The organism is Candidatus Hydrogenedentota bacterium, assembly GCA_019695095.1.
Lineage (GTDB): Bacteria > Hydrogenedentota > Hydrogenedentia > Hydrogenedentales > SLHB01 > JAIBAQ01.
This window is the reverse complement of the sequence record JAIBAQ010000058.1, coordinates 1-22703: the sequence shown is the minus strand read 5'-3', so window position 1 is coordinate 22703 and position 22703 is coordinate 1. Positions and strand designations below refer to the sequence as shown.

General features: G+C 59.2%; 14 protein-coding genes. 6 read left to right on the top strand and 8 right to left on the bottom strand.

Annotated features, from left to right (window positions below; genetic code table 11):
• The first annotated feature begins 70 nt into the window (after window positions 1-70).
• Window positions 71-2713 carry an alpha-L-rhamnosidase N-terminal domain-containing protein gene (locus K1Y02_11580; protein MBX7256992.1) on the top strand — a complete coding sequence of 881 codons (2643 nt, stop codon included), beginning with the start codon at window positions 71-73 and terminating at the stop codon, window positions 2711-2713.
• A gap of 23 nt (window positions 2714-2736) precedes the next feature.
• Here K1Y02_11580 and K1Y02_11575 read toward each other — a convergent pair whose 3' ends face one another.
• The 8 genes from K1Y02_11575 to K1Y02_11540 all read right to left on the bottom strand — a co-directional run bounded on the left by K1Y02_11575 (window position 2737) and on the right by K1Y02_11540 (window position 15818).
• On the bottom strand, window positions 2737-3666 hold the full coding sequence (locus K1Y02_11575; GenBank protein ID MBX7256991.1) for a DUF1559 domain-containing protein: 930 nt from the start codon (window positions 3664-3666) through the stop codon (window positions 2737-2739).
• A gap of 206 nt (window positions 3667-3872) precedes the next feature.
• Window positions 3873-7115, bottom strand: coding sequence for an ABC transporter permease (locus K1Y02_11570; protein ID MBX7256990.1), 3243 nt, complete (start codon window positions 7113-7115; stop codon window positions 3873-3875).
• Window positions 7112-7777 carry an ABC transporter ATP-binding protein gene (locus tag K1Y02_11565; GenBank protein ID MBX7256989.1) on the bottom strand — a complete coding sequence of 222 codons (666 nt, stop codon included), beginning with the start codon at window positions 7775-7777 and terminating at the stop codon, window positions 7112-7114. The genes K1Y02_11570 and K1Y02_11565 overlap by 4 nt, the downstream gene beginning before the upstream one ends.
• A gap of 15 nt (window positions 7778-7792) precedes the next feature.
• The gene (locus K1Y02_11560; protein MBX7256988.1) at window positions 7793-9073 is read right to left on the bottom strand and encodes a PQQ-binding-like beta-propeller repeat protein; all 1281 of its coding nucleotides are present in this window, start codon (window positions 9071-9073) and stop codon (window positions 7793-7795) included.
• On the bottom strand, window positions 9070-10362 hold the full coding sequence (locus K1Y02_11555; GenBank protein ID MBX7256987.1) for a glycosyltransferase family 4 protein: 1293 nt from the start codon (window positions 10360-10362) through the stop codon (window positions 9070-9072). Before K1Y02_11555 ends, K1Y02_11560 begins: the two co-directional genes overlap by 4 nt.
• Window positions 10359-11897, bottom strand: coding sequence for a (2Fe-2S)-binding protein (locus K1Y02_11550; GenBank protein MBX7256986.1), 1539 nt, complete (start codon window positions 11895-11897; stop codon window positions 10359-10361). Before K1Y02_11550 ends, K1Y02_11555 begins: the two co-directional genes overlap by 4 nt.
• A 3-nt stretch (window positions 11898-11900) precedes the next feature.
• Entirely contained in the window at window positions 11901-14255 is a 2355-nt protein-coding gene (locus K1Y02_11545) for an NAD(P)H-dependent oxidoreductase subunit E (GenBank protein MBX7256985.1), read from the bottom strand.
• 156 nt (window positions 14256-14411) lie between these two features.
• Window positions 14412-15818: a PQQ-like beta-propeller repeat protein gene (locus tag K1Y02_11540; GenBank protein ID MBX7256984.1), complete on the bottom strand. Its 1407-nt coding sequence runs from the start codon at window positions 15816-15818 to the stop codon at window positions 14412-14414.
• A gap of 123 nt (window positions 15819-15941) precedes the next feature.
• On the opposite strand from K1Y02_11540, the gene K1Y02_11535 reads away from it, so the two are divergent.
• From K1Y02_11535 to K1Y02_11515, 5 genes are all read left to right on the top strand, one after another.
• Entirely contained in the window at window positions 15942-17171 is a 1230-nt protein-coding gene (locus K1Y02_11535) for a PQQ-like beta-propeller repeat protein (GenBank protein ID MBX7256983.1), read from the top strand.
• Window positions 17172-17227: 56 nt separating this feature from the next.
• Window positions 17228-18706, top strand: a complete 1479-nt coding sequence (locus K1Y02_11530) for an aminotransferase class V-fold PLP-dependent enzyme (GenBank protein ID MBX7256982.1) — start codon at window positions 17228-17230, stop codon at window positions 18704-18706.
• 335 nt (window positions 18707-19041) lie between these two features.
• Entirely contained in the window at window positions 19042-19974 is a 933-nt protein-coding gene (locus K1Y02_11525; GenBank protein ID MBX7256981.1) for a 4Fe-4S dicluster domain-containing protein, read from the top strand.
• Complete coding sequence (gene hybB, locus K1Y02_11520; protein ID MBX7256980.1) at window positions 19971-21215, top strand: Ni/Fe-hydrogenase cytochrome b subunit; 1245 nt, start codon at window positions 19971-19973, stop codon at window positions 21213-21215. Before K1Y02_11525 ends, hybB begins: the two co-directional genes overlap by 4 nt.
• A gap of 5 nt (window positions 21216-21220) precedes the next feature.
• Window positions 21221-22453 carry a cytochrome c family protein gene (locus K1Y02_11515; protein MBX7256979.1) on the top strand — a complete coding sequence of 411 codons (1233 nt, stop codon included), beginning with the start codon at window positions 21221-21223 and terminating at the stop codon, window positions 22451-22453.
• Window positions 22454-22703 lie beyond the last annotated feature (250 nt).

The window sequence follows — 22703 nt, the reverse complement described above, 5'->3', positions numbered from 1 at the left end:
CGATGCTTGTCTGTGAAAATTCGGGGCCGCGCCTTTACAAAATTGAGCCTGGATATGGGGAGGTTTACGAATGAAATTGCAGAAAGCAGCAGCGTCCGTGGCGGTGGTCTGGATTGGGCTTGCGCTGGGTACACCCACTTGGGCTGAAGAGGGCACGGTAATGACAGTCGACGAACTCATACATGCGCGGCGCGATAACCCGGCTGCATCCTCGCAACCGGCGCCGATGACCATGGCCCCCGCGCGGTGGATATGGTTTCCATGTCAACGCACGTTATCGAATACGTTCGCCCTATTTCGCCGCGAAGTTGTGTTGGACGAAGTCCCCGAGCGTGTATCGGCATGGGTGACCGGCGACAGCCGCTACTTGCTATCGGTGAACGGGCAGCGCGTGCAGTGGGGTCCGGCTCCCTGCGATCCGCGTCAGTTGGATGTGGACCCTTGCGATATTACCGCGCTGATGAAGCCCGGGAAGAACGTGATCGGAGCGCAGGTGCTGTTTTATGGATTGGGCGACGGCACGTGGCCTGCCGGGAAGCCAGGCTTCATTTTTCATGCGGTCATGGAGTTCAAAGACGGTCGTGTTGAGCGCGTCGTGTCAGACGATTCATGGCAGGTGAAGCTGGATCGAGCGCACCGCCCGGGGCAATACAAACGGTGGTACTTGCGCGCGTTGCAGGAAGAGTATGACGCGCGATTACGTCCGGAGGGTTGGGATACGCCCGAATACGAGCCGGATGCCGATTGGATGGGCGCGGCAATTGTGGATTGCCCGCCCGATAAGCCCGCGGCCTGCGGAAGACACGACAGCAACGACTTGATTGACAGGGCGAATTCGGAAAAGAGCGCGTTGCGCGCACGGCAGATACCCGCGGTTCGAGAAACGCTGGTCGACGCGAAACGGCTGTCGGAGGCCGGTCGGGTGACCTGGCTGCGCGACCCCGACGATTGGTTCGATATGCGGATGGCGGATTCCTTCAAAGCGGATCGCGCCGATGTTGCCAAAACCAATGGAGATGCCTGGGAGTTGCCCGCTACCTCAAACGATCGAGAAGGAGTGTTCGCTACGTTTGAGTTCGCGGAGCAGATCGTGGGATGGCCGCATTTCACGATCGACGCCCCGGAAGGGACGATCATCGAACTGTTGCCGCAAGAGTCGCACGATCCCATCAACGGTCCTGCGTTCCTCGATACGCATTTCTACTCGTGGACACGGTTTGTGTGCCGCGAAGGTATCAATCATTTCGAGACATTCGACTATGAGAGTCTGCGCTGGGTTCAGTTGCACGTGCGCAATGCGTCGCGCCCAGTGACGATACGCGACGTAGGGGTACGCAGACGGACGTACCCGTGGCCGGAAAAGGCCCGGATTTCGTGCGACGAACCCGCGTTGCAGCGATTGTTCGACGCGAGCATCAATACGGTGTTCAATAGCGGTATCGAGACTTTCGTGGATGGAATGGGGCGCGAACGGCAGCAGTACAGCGGGGACTGCGGACCGCAGATCTTCCTTGCGCGATACGGGCTGGGGGACTACCTGCTGGCGCGGCGGTATTTGCGCACGTTCAGCGAGGGACAATCGCCGGAAGGGTATTTCATGGATTGCTGGCCCGCCTTCGATCGGCTGGCGCGCGTGATGCAGAAGCAAATCGACGGGGCCTACTGGGGTCCCTTGCTCGATCATGGGGTGGGCTTCAACTTCGACTGTTGGTGGCATTACCTGTATTCGGGAGACTTGGATGGAGTCCGCGAACCCTATCCGCGTCTGCTTCGATTCGCGCAGTACTTGGAGAGCCTGAAAGGCGCGGACGGTCTGTTGCCCGTCGAGAACCTGGGGATTCCGACGGTTTGGATCGATCACGATGCGTACAAGATGCCGCGTCACAAGCAGTGCGCGTTCAATCTCTATGCGGCGGCGATGTTCTCGCATGCGTTGGCGCCGCTTTGCCGGGCTATGGGAGACGAAGCCAAGGCTGCGCATTACGAATCGGTCGGCGCAGATTTGCTGAAAGCGACGGTCGCTCGGTATTGGAATGCGGATCGGGGACGCTTCGAGGCGAATCTGCCTTGGCAAGCTGAAGAGAAGGAAGTCCGGTTGTGTGATCGTTCGTTGGCAACCGCGATCCTCTTTGAGCAGTGTCCCGGTGGAAACACGGCGGGGGCGTTGAACGCATTAGTGGAATGCCCGCCGGAGATGGGGTTGTCGTATCCGGCAAACGCGTACTGGCGATGCTGGGCGCTGGCGCAGTTGGGGCGGACCGACGTCGTGGTGAAAGAGTGGCGTGAGCGCTGGGCGACCATGCCGTCCGTGGTGTTGAACAACTCGCTTCAAGAGAACTGGTCGGCGCGGCCGGACACCACAAGTTCGTGGAGTCATTGCCCGGTGATGCCCGCGTATGCGCTGTATATGGACATCGCGGGCATACGGCCAACGTCGCCCGGTTTCGCGACGTGCGTCATACGACCGCAATTGGCGGACCTCGGAAAGCTCGAACTCACGGCGTACACGGTGCGAGGACCCATACCGTTTGCAGCGGTGCCCGAAAATGGCGGGCATCGTGTGACGGTGTCGTTGCCGGCGGGATGCGAAGGCGAACTGCTGGTGCCGCCTTCGTCCAAGACCGAGTTGACCGCGCTACAACCAGTACACCCTTTGGGCCTGAACCGCTACCGAATTCCCGCAGGGGGAACGGCGGTCGTGTTCATTCCCTAAAAACAGTTGGGCGCTCCTAGCGTCTAGAGACCCGAGACAACTACGGTCGCATACGATCCGTTTGCCGGGAACTTGCCGTCCTTCTCGTACTTGAGGAAGGACACATGCCCATCCATGTAAAGCACGTTCGAGCCGCCGGGAAGATGGTTGAAGGTGGCATCCGACGTAGAGTCAAGGCTGACGGAATCCCAGAGAACCGCGATCTCGGACTGAGACTTCGAAGTGGCCGCAGGGTTGTTGATATCGCTGATCATGAAGCGCTCAACGCCCTCACGGAGGCGGTGTACGGTGGAGCCGCCGCCATTGCCGTAGGGGGAAGTCACGCTGATGTCGTTGTCGAGGGCATCACGCGCGGCGGTGCCGCCTGCTACGCCCAAGTCCGTGGACCCGAATGCGCCTACCGTCGCGAGGGGCAGCAGCATCTCGATCATCTGCTGGGCGGTCCCGGGCAGCATCGTCGTGTTCATCTCGTCATCGCCGTCGCACTGGTCGAGCACAAAGCCGTTGTAGTGATAGGAAGAGTCGCCGTTATCGGCGAGTCCAGCGTAGGCGCAGCCTTCTTTAATCAGAGCGAGGGTATCGGCCACATCGCCGGCAGAGTGCGGGGCCGACGGGCAAATCAGGACGCCCCAGTCCGTCAGGTACTCGGGATAGATGGCGGTGATGCGTGGGCAAAGCTCCGAAGATATTTCCGCACCGCAACCCGAGGGGAGACCGCCGGAACCGTCCGTGAAGTACTCAGCGACGCCCTGGACAGGCGGAAACTTCTGCCCCTTGGATTCGTTGGCGTACATTTTGAAGACGAGACCCATTTGCTTGAGGTTATTCTGACAACTGGCGCGGCGTGCGGCCTCGCGGGCACGCGCAAGCGCGGGCAGAAGAATCGCCGCGAGGATTCCGATGATGGCGATTACGACAAGAAGCTCAATCAACGTAAAGCCGTAGCGTTTCATGCGTTGGGCATCCTTATTTAATCATTGACGGACTTGAGGAGGGAGCATCATACCCTTTTTTACCTACCCCAAGCACCAGTTTTGCAGGCGGCACGTACTCTGTAGAACATCCCCGAATTCGTAAAACTTCCGAATGTGCTTCGATTCCTGGTCTACGCCGCCGACCGGTCGCAAACCCTTGAAGATGAGTCGCTTGGGACGCTGGCCTATTCCGATCGAAGCGCGCGTATGTTTGAACTGCGCAGGGCAAATACGAGCGCCGCCCATACGCTGGCGGCAGCAAGCAGTAGCGCCGCGAAGGGGACGGTATAACGTGACAAGGCGCCTGCGGCGGTTTGCATGGACACTAAGGCAGGGGTCATGGCGACCGTTGCCGCGCCGGCTCCTACAAGAATGCCGCCGAGGAGCAAAAGCGCGTGTTCGCGCAGGAGTAGCCGGAACACCATGGGGGCAGGGTAGCCAAAGGCGTGGAGCAGCGCGATTTCCCGCCGGCGTTCGAATACGTTCCGCAGCACGACAATGCCCGTGGCGGCGGCCCCCAGCAATACTCCCAGGCCGCCCAGAGCCAGAAACATGCTCAGATAGGTGCTTTCAACGGCGTAGAACATGCGTAACCTATCGACGGTCGTCATGACGTCCATACCGTCGCGCGAGAAATCGCTCTGGAGCTTTGCCACGGTTTCCGGCGCTGGAGGTGACGCCGAAGCGACGAGGAACGCGCGAAAACCCTGTTCGGATGGCCACAGGCGCGTGAAAGCGGCGTCCGAAATTAGAACGGTTCCCTGAAATACCGAGAGCGCCATCGGGAGTGTACCAACGAGCTTTAACGAGACCGTGTTTCCCGAATCGTCGAGCACATCAAGCGTATCGCCCACTTTCATCTTCAGGCCCCACATGGCGGTATTGGCATCGCCGGCAAGGATGGGAACGGTGTTGCCTGTGTCCGAATCGAGCAGACGCCAGATGTTGTCACCATTGGCGGGCAGAAACGCCTTCATCTCTGTCATGGCTTCGGTGTTCACACCAAAGATACGCGGAGTCTGGGCGTGGTTGAGGTTGAGACAACTGGCGTCGTCGCCGTCGCGTACGCGCAGCGCGGCAGAGGTGAATTCCGGAAACGCCTTCGAAATCGCCGCGGAATCGATTAGCGGGGTCGTCGTTTCTGCGTAGAGCGAGAAGCCGCCGGTCCCGGACCAATGCATTTCGGAGTTCGCGGCGGGGTCTTTCTGCATGGATGCGACCGCCAGCACGAGGAAACATCCCGACGCGAGAGTCGAGATCATGCCCAAGCTGCGAGACCTGCGCCGCGAGGCGTTAAGCAGGGCGATACGCCACGGCGTCGGAAGCCCTGCTCTCTTGCTGAAGGCCGCGCGTATGAGCATGTCGCGCGCGATGAGCAGTCCCGCGAGCAAGACGAGGAATCCGGAAGTGAAGAAGGACATGGAGACGTCTTCCGCTTCGGAGAAGAAGGTGAGAGCGGTAATGGTCACTGCAGACAGCAGGGATAAGGTAGCCACAATTCGGCCTATTCTGCCGGTGCGATAGGTTTGGCGCGGCTGAGTGAAATCGCCCTGCAGCAGCTCGCGCGCGGGGAAGCGCATGATGCGCCGCAAACATAGAAACGTCACACCGAGCGCGCAGAATATGGTGGCTGCCGCGCCTGACGCAATCGAAGAACCGGATGCGTGGAACAGGATGTGGATGTTACCGACAGCGCCGCCCCAGAACTTGGCAAGTCCCTGCAGCAGTGCCTGAGCGTAAGCAATTCCGATAAGTGCGCCAAGCAAGGCCGCGGGCACGGACACGAGAAATCCTTCGGTCAGAAACTGCGTGCGGACGCGAGCGCGGCCCAGTCCAATTGCGAGCATGAGGCCAATTTCACCGGCGCGTTGCTGAACACCGAGTGTGTAAAGCAGTGCGGTGAGGGTCAGAGCGGAGATCAGCAAAAAGAAGCTCATTCCAAAGAAGAGTCCGCCCAAATCGATGGCTTCGCCAACGGCTTTCAGGGCTTTGGTCCGAACGTCTTCGACCACAAAGCCAAGATCGGCGGGGTCCACATTCCGAGCCAATTCCGAATCGATTGACTGCTGCGTCGCAGCGGGATCCTGAAATCGAACCGCCGTGACCTTGCCAAATCGATTCCCCCACATCTCTTGACCGGCGCGAAGCGTGACGAATGCCTTGGGGGTCTGGCGATACTGTTTCCAGTACTCCTCGTTGGATTTGTCTTTGAGGAGTGTGTCGTCCATCGGCATTCCGATTTTCCAGTCGGCGCAGCTCTCGACATTGCTGAGTCCGGGGAAATCGGGCACGAGTTCCTTTTCGAGGTTCAGGGACTCGATGGGAACGATGGAATGAACCGTGAACTGACGCGAGCGTTCCACGAATTGATTGGAGGGCGTCACTTCATAGTATGCGACCGAAATCGAATCTCCCTCGCGCGCATCGAGTGCGCTCGCGAGCCACGAGTTGAGCACAATTTGATCGTCGCGCAAGCCGTCGGCACACGCTCCAGCCGTCATGAAGGAATAGGGCGTGAAGCGATCCCCTTTGGCTATGCGGTTCACAAGATACGTCAAGGTAGCCTGCGCTTGCGGTATCGCGGATGCCGCGTTGTAGACGGGTTCATCGATAAATATGCGGTCGCTTTCGAGTTGCAGCGCCGCATTGCCGGCGCGCCGGATGCGCAATCCGCTGTATTCGGGTTTCCAGGATTCCCGAATTGCCGCCTGCAGAGCGGACGCGTCTGTGTTGCCACCGAAAAGCACCAGGTTGACCCGATCCTGCAATTCCATCTGCGATTGAAGATCGCCGAGGCGCAGGAAGACGTTGAATGGCGGGAGTTGAGTGGCCGTCAATCCGAAACGTCCCATCTGCGCGTCGGACAACACGGCGCTTACGCGCACATTGATGCGCCGGGCAGCCTCTTCCTCTCGCGAGGACAACGGCGCATCGCGCGACAACAAGCTGGGGACGGGGATGCGAAGGGCTAGCGTGTCGCCGGGTTTTACTCCGAGTCTGGCGGCAAGCCGCTCGTCGACGGCGGCCTCGCGCTCACCAAGTACAGGAGGCCCCGCGCTGCCGAAGGACCAAAAGGTGTCTTCCACGCCAGTAATCTGGGCTTGGTTTACTTGCGTCTGTTTGCCGGTGGCGGCGTCTTGGCGAATGACCATGCCTCGCAAGAGAAGCGCACCGGATAGCGGGGTGTCTACCTTGGCGTCCACGTCGCGAATCAGCCCCTGTGAGAACGTGCGATCTCCGGCGACCACTACGAGGTGGATTCCGCCCAGGCGTGACAGCGCGTAGGTGCGCAAGGTGTAGTCCGCGGAATCGCCGACAATGAGCGCACCGGTGAGGATGCTTGCGGCGAGTAGGGTTCCGAAAAAGAGTCCCGCGTGCAATCGCTTGAAGTAACGCAGGCTGCGCGCTATCGGCGTGAATCGATTCATGGTTCGCGTAACGCGCCCTCGCACAATTCGAGAACGCGTCCCATGAGCTCGGCAATTGCCATGGAATGAGTCACGACGATAAGCGTCAACTGTTCTTCGCGATTGAGTTCAAGAAGGAGTTGAGCCAAGTCGTGGGCGCCTTTCTGATTCAGCGAGCCGGTGGGCTCGTCGGCGAGCAGAAGGCTGGGTTTGTTGATGAGGGCGCGGACTACCGCGACGCGCTGGCGTTCTCCTCCGGACAGCCGTTCGGGTAGATCCGAGGCGCGGTCGCGCAATCCAACGCGCTCGAGGAGGCGCGTGGCGCGGTCCAGCGCAGTCGAAGCGTCCTTGCCTACAAGCGTTGGGAGCAAGATGTTCTCGAGCACGGTGCATTGAGGCAGGAGCATGTGCGATTGGAAGACGAAGCCAATCTCTGCGCTTCTGAATGTTGCGAGGTCCGCCTCAGGCAACGATGCGATGTTCTTGTCTTTGAAGACCACCTCTCCCGATGTGGGCGAATCGAGCGAGCCGATAAGGTTGAGAAGTGTGCTCTTACCGCAGCCGGAAGGGCCGACGATGGCAATCGATTCTCCGGCCTCAACACGCAGGTTCAAATTGGAGAGCACTCGAAGTGGGTTTTCACCGCCGTCGTACTGTTTGACGACGTTACGCAGTTCGAGCAACGGAGTTGCCAAGGTCTATGCTCCTTTCGATCCGAATGCGGCGACCGAACCATCGTCGCAGCCTACCACGACCAACTCGCCAACAATTGCAGGCGAAGAGATTTCGTCGCTTACTTCATAGGACCACAATACACGGCCATCTTCAAGAGCGAGGACGTGCAACTTGCCGTCCGCGGAGACAACCACTTTGTTTCGCACGAGCACAGGGGAGGACGGCGTGTCTTCGAGCTTCGTGCGCCACTTGAGTTTTCCGGAGGCGCGTTCGAGAAGATAGACGCACCCGTCGTTGGCGGTAAACGCAACGCTGGATTCGCTGACTGCGGGCGTCTCCATGGCTTCGCCTTCGCACTCGGTGTTTTCCCACACGATGGCACCGGTGCGCACGTTGACTTGCACGAATTTGCCGCAGCGGCTTCCCGAGTACGCGGAGTCTCCGCTCAGTGCGACTCCTCCTGCGATTTCACAGTCGGTTCCCATGTCGACTTCACGGACCAGCGAGCCGTCTTTGGTGGAGAAGAAGTGAAGGGCTGCGTTGCAGCTCCCAAATATCACGACTTCCGCGGTTGCGGCCGGAGATCCGTCGCAGCGAGCAATGCCCTTGCTTTTCCAGATGGGCTTGCCTGTGTCGAAATCGAGCGCATGCAACGACCCCTGCGCCTGATCGATGAGAAGGAGGCGCCGAGGGTTGGCCTCCGACGTGTCGAGAATAGCGAGATTGGGCGAGCCCAGCAACGGCACATGCGCGTTACTTTCCCAACGTGTCTCGCCGGTGGCGGGATCGAGAGCGAAAACGGTACCGCCTGAGGAACATGCGATGAGCGTCGACTCGAACAACGCGAGTGGAGCATCAATGCTGGCGGCACTCGGAGGTTTGCCTTCGACCAGTGTTTCCGTAAGTGCGCGGGTCCATATCGGTTTGCCGGAGAAGTCCAACGCGTGGATCTCACCGTTCGAATTTGCGGCGTAGATGCGCTCGTTGTCAGCGACGGGTGTCTTGGAAACCTCGGCGCCCAATTCCGCCCGCCAGCGAGGTTCGAGGGTGTCGGCAATAGACACGTCCGCGTAACCGCACAGAGAAGCGGGGCCATGATAGGTTGGCCACAGCGGTGCGGTAGGGCGAGGAGGAGGTTCGGGCTTGATGCTTGGCGCGTCGTGTGTAGCGGCCGCGGAGTCCGGCATCGGCGCCGCGGATGGCTCGGGCGTGGACGGATCGCTTCCGCAACCGAGACTCAGGCAGGTGAGGAGCATGAGAGGATATGCAATGGCCCAAAGGCCGGATGCACACCGGTTCGTCATCGCGTTTCCAATGCTTTGTAGACTGCGTCCATTTTCTCTGCCATGGCATCGCCTGTGTATTGAGCGCGCACGGTCGAACGCGCCATCTCGCCAAGACTTTTCGCGAGCTCTGGATCGAGCAACAGCTTCTTAAGATTCTCGAACAGGCCGTCGGGGTCTTTGGGATCGTAGACCAACCCGCCGCCGGTCATCTCGACGACTTCACGGAACGCGCCGGTATCCGGCTGTACCACGGGCACGCCGCATCCACCCGCTTCCAGGACGAAAAGACCGAAGGCTTCGCCTTGCGGCGCGGGCACGGAGAGCACGGAGACCGTCCGTAGAAAGTCCTTGCGGGACGTCTTGGTGAAATCTGGGACGATATCCACAGAATCCTCGCACGCGGCGTCCGCGAGGCGGCGTTTGATAGTCTGCAGGAATCGCTGATCGCCGGAAGTAACACCACCGGTGGCGCGCAGTCGCAGGTCATAAAGACCCGGCACGCGCTTTAATCGAATGAAGGCGTCGACGAGTTGGTCGAAACCGAGCGAGCCACAAATGCGCGACAGGTAGCCTATGGCAAGCGGCCCGCGCTCGACGGGGCTCGGTTCTGTCTCTTCCAGCTCAACGCCTAACGGGATAACCGATACCCGCTCTGCGGGGATCTTCAGGCGCGAGATCATTCGGTCGGCGTACCACTTGCTCACAGCGACAAACGCATCGACTTCGCGCGCGCGTTCGGCCAATATTTCCCAACAATAGTCGCGCCAATTGGGAGTCATGGCGTCGAGCCACGTGTCTTCGTCTTGCAGGCTGCACACGATGGGGACTTTAAGCGCGGATTTGACCTCTTTGGCAACGCCGAGCAGCAAGGCGTTGGACATGTGGACAATGTCGGGCTTCTCCTGTTCGATCAGCCATTCCAGCAAACGTTCGAGCTCTTTGCGTTGACGGCCTTCACGGCCCTGGAGCATGGAGTACGTCATGGGACCCAGTTCTGCGGCGCTGGTTGAACCTTCGCGGGCAGCGGCCTGCCGGAGTACCCATGGCGAATCGAACAGGCGATCGATCCAGCGGGGTGTTTTCCGGAAGAGTCCGAGTTGCTGTTGGAGATAGACGTTCACACCGCCAAAGAACACGGGGGTCTTGGGCGCCATGCCCTCCGCATCGATCAAGATTGGCAGATAGAGCGGAACCACGAGCACATCACAGCCGCGGCGCCGGAGCGCGCGCACGAGCACGCCGTCTCGCAGGCAATTCTGACAGTAGAACGTGCCGCCGGTGCCGGCAGTGATCTTGAGCACTTTCATGCGGGGTGCACCTCTCCGAGCCGGAACGCAAGCGCGCCGGTTGGGCAAACGCGGACGCATCGCTCGGCGTTTGAGGCAAGGGCCTCTTCGAGTTCTTGTTCAAACGGCGGTTTCACGCGGACGGAATAACTTCGGCCTTCGAATGCCATGCCACCGGAAGATTTCGAATTGCGGCTCACTTCCACGCACAAGCCGCACTTGATGCATTTGCCCGGTTCAAAAACGACGCGGTCATAGCGGGAAGCCGGAGCAACGTTGGCGCGCGCCGCAAGACGAAACGCATCCTGTCTGGCAGCGTAATCGGTCGCGTATTGGCGCAAGCGGCATGAGACGGGCTTGAGGCATTCGCAGTGCATGCACCACGAGGCTTCCTGCTGGGGGTCGTCGACTATCGTATCGCCGGCATGCGATTGCGACTTCACAGATGGCTTGCCCAATACCGACTTAAGGAGCTTTGCGATTAGTGTCTTCTTGGCGTCGTGAATGGGGTCGAGACGCGTAAGAAACGCGGGCACTTCACCGGGGCGAAGTTCGCCCAACTTCGAATTGAAACGCGAAATTGCCCGCGGCACGGGAGTGCCATTGAGGTAATGGAGCGCTTGATGAGCAGCAGCCTTGCCTTCGGCCACGGCATTCACCGTCATTGGGTATTCGATTGCATAGAAGACCCCGTTTACTGCCGGTTCGAGGTCGTCGCACGCGACGATTATCGCATCGTGTTCCATACGCAGAGTCTCGACGGAGATATCAAGCCCTACCTGGCAATTCAAGATAAATCGCGCACCCATGCGTTGAATCAATCCGATTTCGGCGTCAAGAACACCAGGGTCAAGGGATTCCTCCGCATATTCGCGGATTACCCGGCCTGCAACCGGGGCCTTGTCGTAGAGAGTGCACGAGTGGCCGTGTCTAAGCAAGACGTATGCGGCCGCAAGGCCAGCCGCGCTCGCACCAACAATAGCAACACGCTTATTCGTTGGAGGGGCGCACTCGGGGACATCGTCACGAATCGAACTCTCTGCCACGACGCGATGCAGTTCGCGAATCTGAAGGGGCATGTCCGTGGCCGCGCGATGGCATCCGCGTTGACACGGTGCGGTGCACACGTATCCAAGCGTAGCGGGGAGCACAAGATGTTCACGCGCGATGCGCCCTGCTCCCTCGTAGTCGCCCAGCCCAATCCGGGCCATCATCGCGGAAACATCCAGCGACGCCGGACATATGTGCCTGCACGGAGCTTCGCAATCGCCCACGTGTTCACTTAGCAGCATCTCAAGTACACGTCGTCGTGCGTCAAAGATATCGGCCCCGCGCGTATCAATGTCCATACCATCTTCAGCGGGCGCCGAGCAGGACGGCAACAACCGGTTTCGCGCAATGTCCTTCACAACGCACACCATACACGATGTGAGCGAATGAACGCCGGGAACGTGGCACAACGCGGGTATCTCGATGCCGTTAGAACGGGCGGCCTCCATAACGGTACAGCCTTCGGCTACGTCGATTGTCTTGCCGTCAATAGTAAGTGTGGGCATGGGCTATTCCACATTGACCGCGCCGGTTGGGCAAATCTCGCGGCATGCGCCGCAGCGCGTACACAAGGCGTCATCAATCGCGTGAATTTGGTACGGCCTCATTTCAATAGCATCCACTGGACACTCCTGAGCGCACTTTGTACAGCCAATGCATGCATCGTTGATGGAGTACTGTACCATTTTCCGGCACGCGTGCGCAGGGCAGCGGCCTTCCAGGTGAGCAATAAATTCGCCGCGGAAGTATTTCAGTGTCGTTAGGACCGGATTGGGCGCCGTTTTGCCAAGGCCGCAAAGGCTGAGCTGTTTCACGCTGTGCGCGAGACTCTCGAGTTGCTCCAAATCCGCGTATGTGGCCTTGCCTTCGCAGAGCAGCGTTAAAATCTCGAGCATACGCGTCGTGCCGACACGGCACGGTGTGCATTTGCCGCACGACTCGTGTTGCATAAAAGCAATGAAGTAACGCGCAATCTCCACCATGCAATCGGTGTCGTCAAGAACGACGAGTCCACCCGACCCCATCATCGCGCCCACATCCGCCAGCGCCTCGAAGTCGACCGGCGTGTCCGCGAGTGACGCAGGAATGCAGCCGCCGGATGGTCCGCCGATTTGCACGGCCTTGAAAGCGCGGCCATGGGGTGGGCCGCCGCCGATTTCTTCCACGATCTGGCGAATCGTGATGCCCATTGGCACTTCGATGAGGCCGCCGCGCCGTATCTTGCCGGTGAGCGAGAAGACTTTCGTGCCTTTGCTTCGCTCGGTTCCAAGCGACGCGAAGGCTTCGGGGCCGTTTCGTACGATCCAAGGCACGAGCGCATACGTTTCGACATTGTTCACAAGCGTGGGACAGTCGTGAAGACCGCGTGTTGCCGGAAACGGCGGTCGATACGCGGGCATGCCTCTGCGGCCTTCGATGGACGCCAGCAACGCAGTCTCTTCGCCGCACACAAACGCGCCCGCGGCTTCCATGACGCGGACGTGGAAGGAATGCCCGCTTCCAAGGATGTCGTCGCCCAGAAAACCTGATTGAACGCAGCGTTCAATGGCGGCATTCACGCGACGGACGGCGAGCGGGTATTCGGCGCGAATATAGATCACGCCTTCGCGCGCGCCAACCGCCAGCGATGCTATGAGCAGGCCTTCCAAAACACGGTAGGGATAGGACTCGAGCAACATGCGATCCATGAATGCGCCCGGGTCGCCTTCGTCGCCGTTGCAGACGATGAACTTTCGCTCGCCTGATGCATCGCGTACGGCTCGCCACTTGCGGCCGGTCGGGAAACCCGCGCCCCCGCGGCCTCGCAGTCCGCTGCGGTCCACCATGCTGATGATGGCGTCAGGGTTCGACTCATGTTGCAGGCACGTGCGCAGTGCCGCAAACCCGTTCTTCTGCTGATACTCGTCGATATCGAGCGGGTCCAATTCACCGCAATACTCGGTCGCTATCCGCTTCTGCTTCTCCGTGAAAGCCGCGACAGACTCGCCTTTTGTATCGAGTACACGGGTCTCGATCGTGTCTTCTGGCGACGCATAGAGACTGTTTAGCCACGTCTTGGTCTTTGAAGCGATACGCGCGGAAATGCGGCTCGGAATGAAGTGTTTCGCCACAAGATTCTGAACATCTTCCGCCTGAACCTTTGCGTAAAGACGTGCCGGTGAGTTGGGCGTCACGAATTCAAGCAGGGGCGTTTGATGGCACATGCCAACACAGCTCACCGGTTTGATGCGAACCGGCGTGTCAATCGTCGCGAGTGTTTCTTCTAAAACTTCGCGGACTTTATCGCTGCCGCCTGCCACGCAGCAGGAACCGAGACCAATACGCACTTCGGCTACCGGCGGCGACGGCATGGCGCGGAATGGCGCTGGGTGCCGGTGGACGACTGCGGCGCGCTGCACGTGTTCGCCAAGCAGACGGTCGATTGAATCCGACCGCACATGGCCATTAGTGATTTCATCAATCTGGACGGCGGGCGCCAGCGTGCAGCAACCGAGGCAGGCGACCTTGCGCACCGTGAACCTACCCTCGGCGTCCGTGTCGTCACAATTATCAAGACGCAGTCGCCGCGCCACTGCTTCGTAAACTTCGGTGGAACCTTTGACGTGGCAGGCCGTGCCGTCGCAAATGCTGATCAGGTGCCGGCCCACGGGCTTCCTGCGAAATTGGGCGTAGAACGACACTACGCCCTCTATGGACGCAGGCGATATTTCCGTGACTTCAGAGACATGCTGAAGAGCGGGATCCGGCAGGAACCGGTATCGATCCTGAATGGCTTGAAGGATCGGGATAAGCGATTCCTGTTTGCGGCCTCTCGAATCGACAATCTCTTCGATATCGTCTTTACTGAATTCTGCTACTTCCATGGGTCTTGGCGCGCTTCACTTTGTCATTGCCGACAGAATCGACGCGCCGAGAGAAGGCAGACGTTCCGGCTGCCGCAAACGAGACGCGATAGACTGACGAGATGCGCAATGTACTTCTCATGCCGAGCGCCGCCGGGATTCGGGGGCGCGACAGCTCTATGGGTTCTTGAGGTCAAAACACTTCATCGTGTCCTGGCTTCGGACAATCAGTTTTCCTTGCGACAACGCAAGCGGAGCCCACAACTCTCTCCCCTCGACCACAGGGGCATGGGCAAGCTCTTGATATCCATCGGGCGATGGCGACACAAGGTACAGAACCCCTGACTTGCCATCCAACGAGATGATCATGTCATCGGCAAGAATGAGACTCCCGCGTTCGAACATGGGAAGCCCTTCCTTCTCGCCGGTACGCCACTTCACGGTGCCATCGAGTGTCATACACGTCATGCCGAGCATGCGCTCGTTGGAGTTGTTGTTGATATAGAGATGGTCCTTGTAAAAGAGGGGTTGGTGGATTTGTGAACCACACACATTCGAATCGAGCTTGAACAGTTCTTTGACGGCAAATCCCGAGTCGGCCTTGGAAACCTGAATCATCACCGTACCCGCATTGTATCCGCCGGTAACAAAGAGGCGGTCGCCGGGGAGAGGCATCGGATATGGAATGGGTATGAAGCACTGCCATCCGTCGTAGGACCAGAGGATAGAACCGTCTTCAACGGATATCCCTGCAACCGAGCCCTTGATGGTCATTGCTTTGTCGGAAGCGCCGATCATGACCACCTGATCGACGCCTGCGAGCGTGGTAACAATAGGCGGCACATAACCGACAAGGCCCAGGCTCGGGCTCTTCCATACTTCATTTCCCGTGGCGCGGTCGTACGCGACAACAAAGGCGTCCTTGGCTTGCGGCGCCACAATCACGAGATTCTTGTAGAGATATGGGGACTGGGAAAATCCCCAGCGCGGAACTTCCAAGCCGTAGTCGGTCATAAGGTTCTTCTGCCACACCGGCTGGTGCGTTTTGCGGTCGATGCAGAGGAAGTTGCCCATCATGCCAACAGAATAGACATATTTCTCGTCAACAGTCGGAGGAGTTCTGGAACCCGTATGTCCAACTTCGCCGGGGGCGTCGTATTCGTATCGCCAGAGTTCGTTGCCCGAGTCGAGCGCGAGGCAACGGAGTATGTCTTTCTTGCCTTCGATGCGGTCAAGGACATAGACCTCGCCATCGCGAATGGCAGGGCCGCCGTAGCCTTCGCCGACGGGGGTTGACCAAAGGAGTTTGGGCCCGCTTTCGGGCCAAGCGCGAAGAAGTCCCTTTTCAGCGGACGTACCGTCGCGGTTTGGACCCTGGAACTGCGGCCAATCTTCCGCAAAGGCGATTGCGCCGACGGTCATTGCAAGGCATAGCGCCACTGTTGAGAACCGAACCCCGAATTGGAACACGCGCATGATAGAACCCTTCTTGTTTTCTTTGAGCATGGAGTTCTCGTATACCTTGGCCTGATGCGTCCGTGTACCGCTTTCGGGCGGCAGCAAGGCCAGTGAAGAGCATGTCATGGGCACGAGTCAAGGGTCTTGTGAACCGCAGTCTTCCTGCCCTAAAATAAAGTACCTTTTCAAGACATGCTTGGCTGCCCAATTGTCCCATGATTCGAAAGAATTATCAATGGAGCGTTTCAGATGAAAAAGACGACAGGGTTTCTGCTCATTCTTCTCGTAGGGTCTGTAGTAGCCATGGGGGCGGATTCACCGCAGTTCAGAGGTCCCGATAGGGACGGCAAATTCGCCGATACGGGTCTGCTCAAGGCGTGGCCTGAGGGGGGGCCGGCCCTGCTATGGAAATCGGATGGAATCGGCGCGGGATACGCCTCGGCGTCAGTCGTGGGTGACACGATCTACGTTCCGGGGATGCTCGATGACAATCAAGGATACGTGTTTGCGCTCGACCTTTCCGGAAAGCTGAAGTGGAAGTCGCCCTACGGGACGGAAACACTCGATAAGCAGGCTGCGGGTTCGCGCACGACGCCGACCATCGATGGAGACCGCCTTTATGTGATCTCCGGCCTGGGCGTGTTGACGTGTATGAGCACTGCGGATGGAAAGCCCATTTGGCAGGTCGATACGAAGACCAAGTTTGGCGGGCAGGACGTATCGTGGTCGATCGCGGAATCGGTGCTCGTGGACGGCGATCTCGTGTTCTGTACGCCGGGCGGCCAGGATGCGTCCGTAGTCGCACTCAACAAGATGACCGGCGACACGGTCTGGACGACGAAGGGATTCAGCGAGCCCCATGCCTATTGCGCACCGGATGTTTTTCAATTTGATGGTCGCCGCGTGCTGGTAACGATGACGGCGAAGTCCGTGATCGGCGTCGACACCAAGGATGGCAAGGTCCTCTGGACCCACAAGCACGAGACCGACTATGACATTCATGCCGTCACTCCGGTCCTCCAAGGAAACATGCTCTATTACACGGCCGGCTACGGCTCAGGCGGTGGCATGCTTGAAGTCTCGAAGGACGGTGCTTCCGTGACGCCCAAGTGGTCCGACAAGAACCTCGATTGCCAACACCACGGCGTTGTGTTGCTTGACGGCTATATCTACGGTGCGGGTCACAACAATGGCAAGCTGTTCTGCATCGAACTGGCGACCGGCACTGTGAAGTGGAGCGCCGACGAGATTTCGCAGGCGGTCGTCGAGTACGCCGACGGAATGCTGTACACGTACGAAGGTCCGAAGAAGGGTATCATGAGCCTGGTCAAGGCGTCGCCCGAGAAGTTCGAGAAAACGGGGACCTTTGTCGTTGCAAAGGGCAGGGACAAGCACTGGGCCCATCCGACCATTGCTGGCGGACGGTTGTACGTCCGGTATGACGGTTCACTTTACGCCTACGATATTAAAGCCAAATAGTCGCGCGTTCCATTCGAGAAGAAGCGGACCGAAACGGGGGGAGGGGATAGATCCGCATGGCAACCACGTTGCCTGAACAAGGCGTGCCGCATCCGGCGTTGCTGGACGCAATGCAGGAGATGGCACGCCGTGACGTGGCCTGGAAAGAACATCGGGCGTTCGGACTGGTGTACGACCACTCCGAGGCCCATTCGGAATTTGTTCGGCAGGCGCACAACTTGTTCATGGCCACGAATGGCCTGAATCCCATGGCCTTCCAGAGTCTCCAGCGGATGGAACATGAAGTGGTCCGCATCACCGCGGACTTGCTGCATGGCGATGATTCAGTCGTAGGGACGATGACTTCCGGGGGTACCGAGAGTCTGCTGTTGGCCGTGCTGACATACCGACAGCACGCGCGCAAGCACCGGCCGTGGGTGAGACGTCCGGAGATCGTCTTGCCGGAATCCGCGCACGCGGCGTTCTTCAAAGCGGGCGAGTACTTCGACGTCAAGATGATTCCGACGCCGCTACAGAAGGACTTTCGCGCGGATGTGGATGCCATGGCGCGGGCAATCACGCGCAACACCATCGCCGTGGTTGGAAGTGCCGCGTGCTATCCCTACGGAGTCGTCGATCCCATAGCGGATATTGCCGCCCTGGGCCAATCGCGCGGATTGCCTGTCCATGTGGATGGCTGTATCGGAGGATTTCTACTGCCGTTCGTCGAGCAACTTGGTTCGGCGCACCAAATAGCGCCCATTGCGCCATTCGATTTCCGCGTACCGGGAGTGACGTCCATGTCGGCGGACGTACACAAGTACGGTTACGCCGCCAAGGGGGCAAGCGTAATCGTGTATCGCGGCATGGATTACCTGCGGTATCAGTTCAGCGCCGCAACGGATTGGTGCGGCGGGGTGTATGCGTCGCCGACCTTGGCGGGAACGCGGCCCGGCGGCGCGATTGCCGCAGCGTGGGGCGCCTTGCATGCACTGGGCCGCAGTGGATATGTCGAGAACGCCAAGGGCGTGATGGTGGTCACGAAGCGATTCTACGAGGGCATCAACGCAATCCCCGAGTTGGAAGTGTTGGGCAAGCCCGCCATGTCGATCATCGCCTACGGCGCACGTATTCCCGGTTTAAGCACCTACGCCGTCGGAGATCAGCTCGAGGCACGCAAATGGCACATCGATCGACTGCAGCGCCCCGAAAGCCTGCACATGATTCTAAATCCCGGCCACGCAGAAATCGTTGACTCCTATCTGGATGACCTGCGCGAGGCCGTGGCTTACGTCAAAGACCATCCCGATACCGCGTTTGAAGGCAGCGCCCCCCTCTATGGGCTAATCGCCAAAGCGCCAATGCGCCGGCTGGTGAAGCGTCAAGTATTAGCCATTGTCGAAAAGATGTATAGCGCGGAGGGCGGGATTCCCGATCTGAGTGCGCCCCAGGCGGACGCACCAACTACCGAAAACGTCTCTACCCCGCCAGCGCTACCTCCGCTCGTGGTCAAGGCGATGAAGGTCACGTCTCGTTTGAAGAGGCTATTCCGCTGACTGTATTCCCCGGTCTCGCCTCTCGCTGTCTGTGAGCACATCTGTCCTGAGCGCAAGTGTGTACTTCGGACATTTCGTCACCTTTTGGAGCAATACGGACCCACGCGCTAAGGCCGGTACCTATCATGGCTTACGCCGAAAACCCAAAGAACAGCGATTGCTGGTACGGATTTTGCACAACACATTGTGTCGATTCGCAGAATAGCATCTCGGGGGAATCCAACAGCGAATCGGCAGGCAGACCCTTGCGGCTGTGCGGCTAGTACTGCGTCCAGCGCCTTTCAATGCAGGATTGCGAGGCAACTCGGCGAGGCTGCGCATCTGGAGGTAGCACCTTGGAACTCAATCGAAGAGGATTCCTGCATCTATTGGGGGCAGGCGCAACCTGCATGTGTGCAGGTCCGGCCCTCGGCGAATCCAACGACCCGACGGAAGACGATGGCATGGCGATGCTCGTCGACACGACGGAATGCATCGGATGCCGAAAATGCGAATTTGCGTGTGACCAGGCCCAGGGACTGTCGGGGCGCTCGCGCGAGTCGTTCGAGGATACGTCGGTATTCGACCAGCCCCGAAGAATGGTCGCCGACGCCTACACCGTCGTAAACCGGTACCCGCAGCCCAACACCCCCGACCAACCCATCTATGTTAAGAGCCAATGCATGCACTGCGTGAAGCCTGCGTGCGTGTCAGCGTGCCTGGTGGGCGCATTGACTACGGCCGAAAACGGCGCCGTTGTCTATGACGCGGGCAAATGCATGGGCTGCAGATATTGCATGGTTGCGTGCCCGTTTGAAGTGCCCGCTTACGAGTACTCGGATCCCCTGACGCCGCGCGTGAGGAAATGCGTGTTCTGTTTCGAGCGCGTGAAGAACGAAGCGAAGATTCCCGCGTGCGCGGAGATGTGCCCGCCCATGTGCCTTACATATGGAAAGCGGACGGAGCTACTGGCCCTGGCGCACGAGAGGATTGCCAAGTATCCGGACAAGTATGTCAACAACGTGTACGGCGAACACGAAGTAGGCGGAACGCGGTGGTTGTATCTCGCCGCGAAGCCGTTCGAGGAATTGGGATTTCTAACGTTGGGTGACAAACCTATTCCGCAGCTCACGGAGACGTTGCAGCACAGCATCTTCAAGTTCGGCATTCCGCCGCTGTTGCTGTTCGGCGTGTTGGGGGCGGCCATAACCGCGTTTAAAGACGATTCTTCGCACGGGGCTGCGTCCGCCAAAGATGCCTCCTCTTCGAAGCCGAAGGGGGTCTCATGAGTGCGCATGGTCTTGCCGCCGCGCCGGTCAATCGGAAGTTCTTCACGCCGGGGGTAGGCGTATTGATGGTGCTGGCCGCAATCGCAGGCGGATTGGCGCTCTACAGGTTCGTGTTTGGTTTGGCGTCGATGACGAACCTGGACGATCGGTATCCATGGGGACTTTGGATTGCGGTAGATGTGGCGACGGGCGTGGCCCTGGCCGCGGGTGGTTTCACGTCCGCGGCACTGACGCACATCTTTCATCGCGGTCGTTACTTGCCGGTGGTGCGCCCGGCGTTGCTCACGGCAATGCTGGGCTACACGTTCGTGGGCCTGGGTCTGATGGTCGACCTGGGGAGATACTACAATATCTGGCATCCGGCCTGGCCCACGATGTGGCAGGGAAATTCCGTTCTATTCGAAGTGGGCATGTGCGTGATGGCCTACTTGACGGTGCTGTACATCGAGTTCTTGCCCATTGTGTGCGAATGGTCGCGCAAAGGCGGACGGCTATGGGGACCATTGGCCGTGTTTCAGAACCCCGTGAAGCGCTTTCTCGAAGTGGCCGAGCGGACACTGAGCAAGACCATGGTCGTGTTCATCATCGCGGGCGTCGTGCTTTCCTGCATGCACCAATCCTCGTTGGGGGCGTTGATGTTGATTGCTCCCTACAAGGTTCACCCATTGTGGTACACACCCATCCTTCCGTTGTTGTTCCTGCTGTCGGCGATCGCGGTCGGTTTCCCGATGGTGATCTTTGAATCGATGGTCTCGGCGAAGAGTTTTCGACGTGAACCCGAGATGCACGTCCTCACGCCGCTGAGCCGGCTTGCGCTCTTGTTTCTGGGCATCTACATGGCCGCGAAGATCACCGACCTGATGGTGAGGAACGCGTACGGCCACCTATGGGACGGTTCCTTCGCTTCAACCATGTTTATGGTGGAAGTGGGAGCCGGAGTGCTCCTTCCGTTTTGCATGCTGCTGTCTGGCCGCGTCCGGCGGTCGCCAAGCTGGCTCTTTATTGCCAACACGCTCATCGTGCTTGGCGTAGCCCTGAATCGAATCAACGTATACATCGTGGCCTATCAGCCTCATTACGCAACGCATCGCTATGTGCCGAGCATCGGCGAGATACTCATCACACTGGGGTTGATCGCTACGCTGATGCTGGTCTATCGAGTCTTCGTGACAATATTCCCCGTTCTACCCGCTGTCGAGGGTGATGCACTTCCAGCGTTGGGGCGGCGGGCCGAGGGGTAGTCTCTATGCGGACACGGTATTTTCTAGTAGGGGCGTTCTGCACCCTTGTGGTTCTGCTGCCACTCGGTGGAGTACTGGCCCAGCAAGAGGCCCAGGAACAGGCCGCTCCCGAGCAATCTCACGCGCCAGAGGCTCAGGCAGCGGCACAGCCTTCACCCGAGCCACCTGCCATGCCGGTCGCTTCGACCGAGGTCATTCCCAAGTGCAACGTGTGCCATGAGTCCGAAGCGCCCACTTCTGCTGAAGATGCGAAACTGAAAAACTGTCCGCGTCCGCATGAAGCACCCGCCAAGATCGAGGACAATCCATCGCCGGATTTCGTGATTATGGATCAGTTGTCCGAGTTGTACGTGCCCGTTGTCTTCCCGCATAAGCTGCACGCTTCGATGACGGATATGGGCGTGGGATGCGCGACATGCCACCATGCCAATCCCGACGGCCACATCCTCAAGTGCAGCGCGTGCCACAACGGGCCATCGGAGGCGACGAACCTGGAGAAGCCCAGCCTGAAGGGCGCTTACCACCGGCAGTGTCTGAATTGTCACCGGGAGTGGGACCACAAGACCGACTGCGCCATCTGCCATGCAAAGCGCGCGCCGGGCGTCGAAGTGAAACTTCCGACAGACCCAACGGACATCATGGGCAGCCTGCATCCGAACATTGAGGCGCCGGATACGAAGGTCTATGACGCAAAGGAGCTGGAAGACGCGCCCGTAGTGACGTTCCACCACCGCGAACACGTCGACGTGTTCGGCCTGCGATGCGTTGACTGTCACCGCAAGCAGAATTGCAGCACATGCCACGACAACGGCAAGCGCGAGCCTCACGTCCGGCAGGACCCGCATGAAGACTGTGTGCGCTGCCACGAGAAAGAAACAACCGACAACTGCACCTATTGCCACGCGACCGAACCGACCCAAGGATTCGATCACGAACGGGTCGCGGGTGTTGCGCTGGCCGCGTATCACAAAGAACTGTCGTGCCGTCAGTGCCACGGTGGCGCCGCGCGCATGCAGCCCGTCGATGCGAAATGCGAGACCTGCCATGCTCCCGACTGGACGCCGGAGAAGTTCGATCACAGCGTGACGGGTCTGGTGCTCGACGAAAACCACATCGAACTGGATTGCATCGCATGCCACCCGAACGGCATGGGCAAGCCCACCGATTGTTCCGCGTGCCACGACGACGGGCGAACGACATTCCCGCCTCCCGAGGAAGCGGCAAAACCCAAAGAATAGACTGACGAACACAGACTGACACAGACTGACACGGACCGACACGGACCAGCACGGACCAACACGGGCAGCGCGGGTAGTGACGTCTTGTGGAGCGGGCATTACGGTGGACAGTTCAGTGCTGCAAGGTATTGTTCGAAGTAGGGCGAGTCGGGATTGAGTGTTTCGCGAATGAGGACACGATCAAAGCGTTGCCCCACGTCGATGCTGGTTTGAGCAGATTTTGGACGGTTTTCGCTAAGCTGTTCGCGCG

Excerpts from the sequence above, each read along its gene's own strand:
- K1Y02_11545 (MBX7256985.1), bottom strand. The coding sequence starts at position 14,255 with ATGGAAGTAGCAGAATTCAGTAAAGACGATATCGAAGAGATTGTCGAT.
- K1Y02_11555 (MBX7256987.1), bottom strand. The coding sequence starts at position 10,362 with ATGAAAGTGCTCAAGATCACTGCCGGCACCGGCGGCACGTTCTACTGT.
- K1Y02_11580 (MBX7256992.1), top strand. The coding sequence starts at position 71 with ATGAAATTGCAGAAAGCAGCAGCGTCCGTGGCGGTGGTCTGGATTGGG.
- K1Y02_11515 (MBX7256979.1), top strand. The coding sequence starts at position 21,221 with ATGCGGACACGGTATTTTCTAGTAGGGGCGTTCTGCACCCTTGTGGTT.
- K1Y02_11575 (MBX7256991.1), bottom strand. The coding sequence starts at position 3,666 with ATGAAACGCTACGGCTTTACGTTGATTGAGCTTCTTGTCGTAATCGCC.
- K1Y02_11530 (MBX7256982.1), top strand. The coding sequence starts at position 17,228 with ATGGCAACCACGTTGCCTGAACAAGGCGTGCCGCATCCGGCGTTGCTG.
- K1Y02_11570 (MBX7256990.1), bottom strand. The coding sequence starts at position 7,115 with ATGAATCGATTCACGCCGATAGCGCGCAGCCTGCGTTACTTCAAGCGA.
- K1Y02_11550 (MBX7256986.1), bottom strand. The coding sequence starts at position 11,897 with ATGCCCACACTTACTATTGACGGCAAGACAATCGACGTAGCCGAAGGC.
- K1Y02_11535 (MBX7256983.1), top strand. The coding sequence starts at position 15,942 with ATGAAAAAGACGACAGGGTTTCTGCTCATTCTTCTCGTAGGGTCTGTA.
- K1Y02_11560 (MBX7256988.1), bottom strand. The coding sequence starts at position 9,073 with ATGACGAACCGGTGTGCATCCGGCCTTTGGGCCATTGCATATCCTCTC.
- hybB (MBX7256980.1), top strand. The coding sequence starts at position 19,971 with ATGAGTGCGCATGGTCTTGCCGCCGCGCCGGTCAATCGGAAGTTCTTC.
- K1Y02_11540 (MBX7256984.1), bottom strand. The coding sequence starts at position 15,818 with ATGACATGCTCTTCACTGGCCTTGCTGCCGCCCGAAAGCGGTACACGG.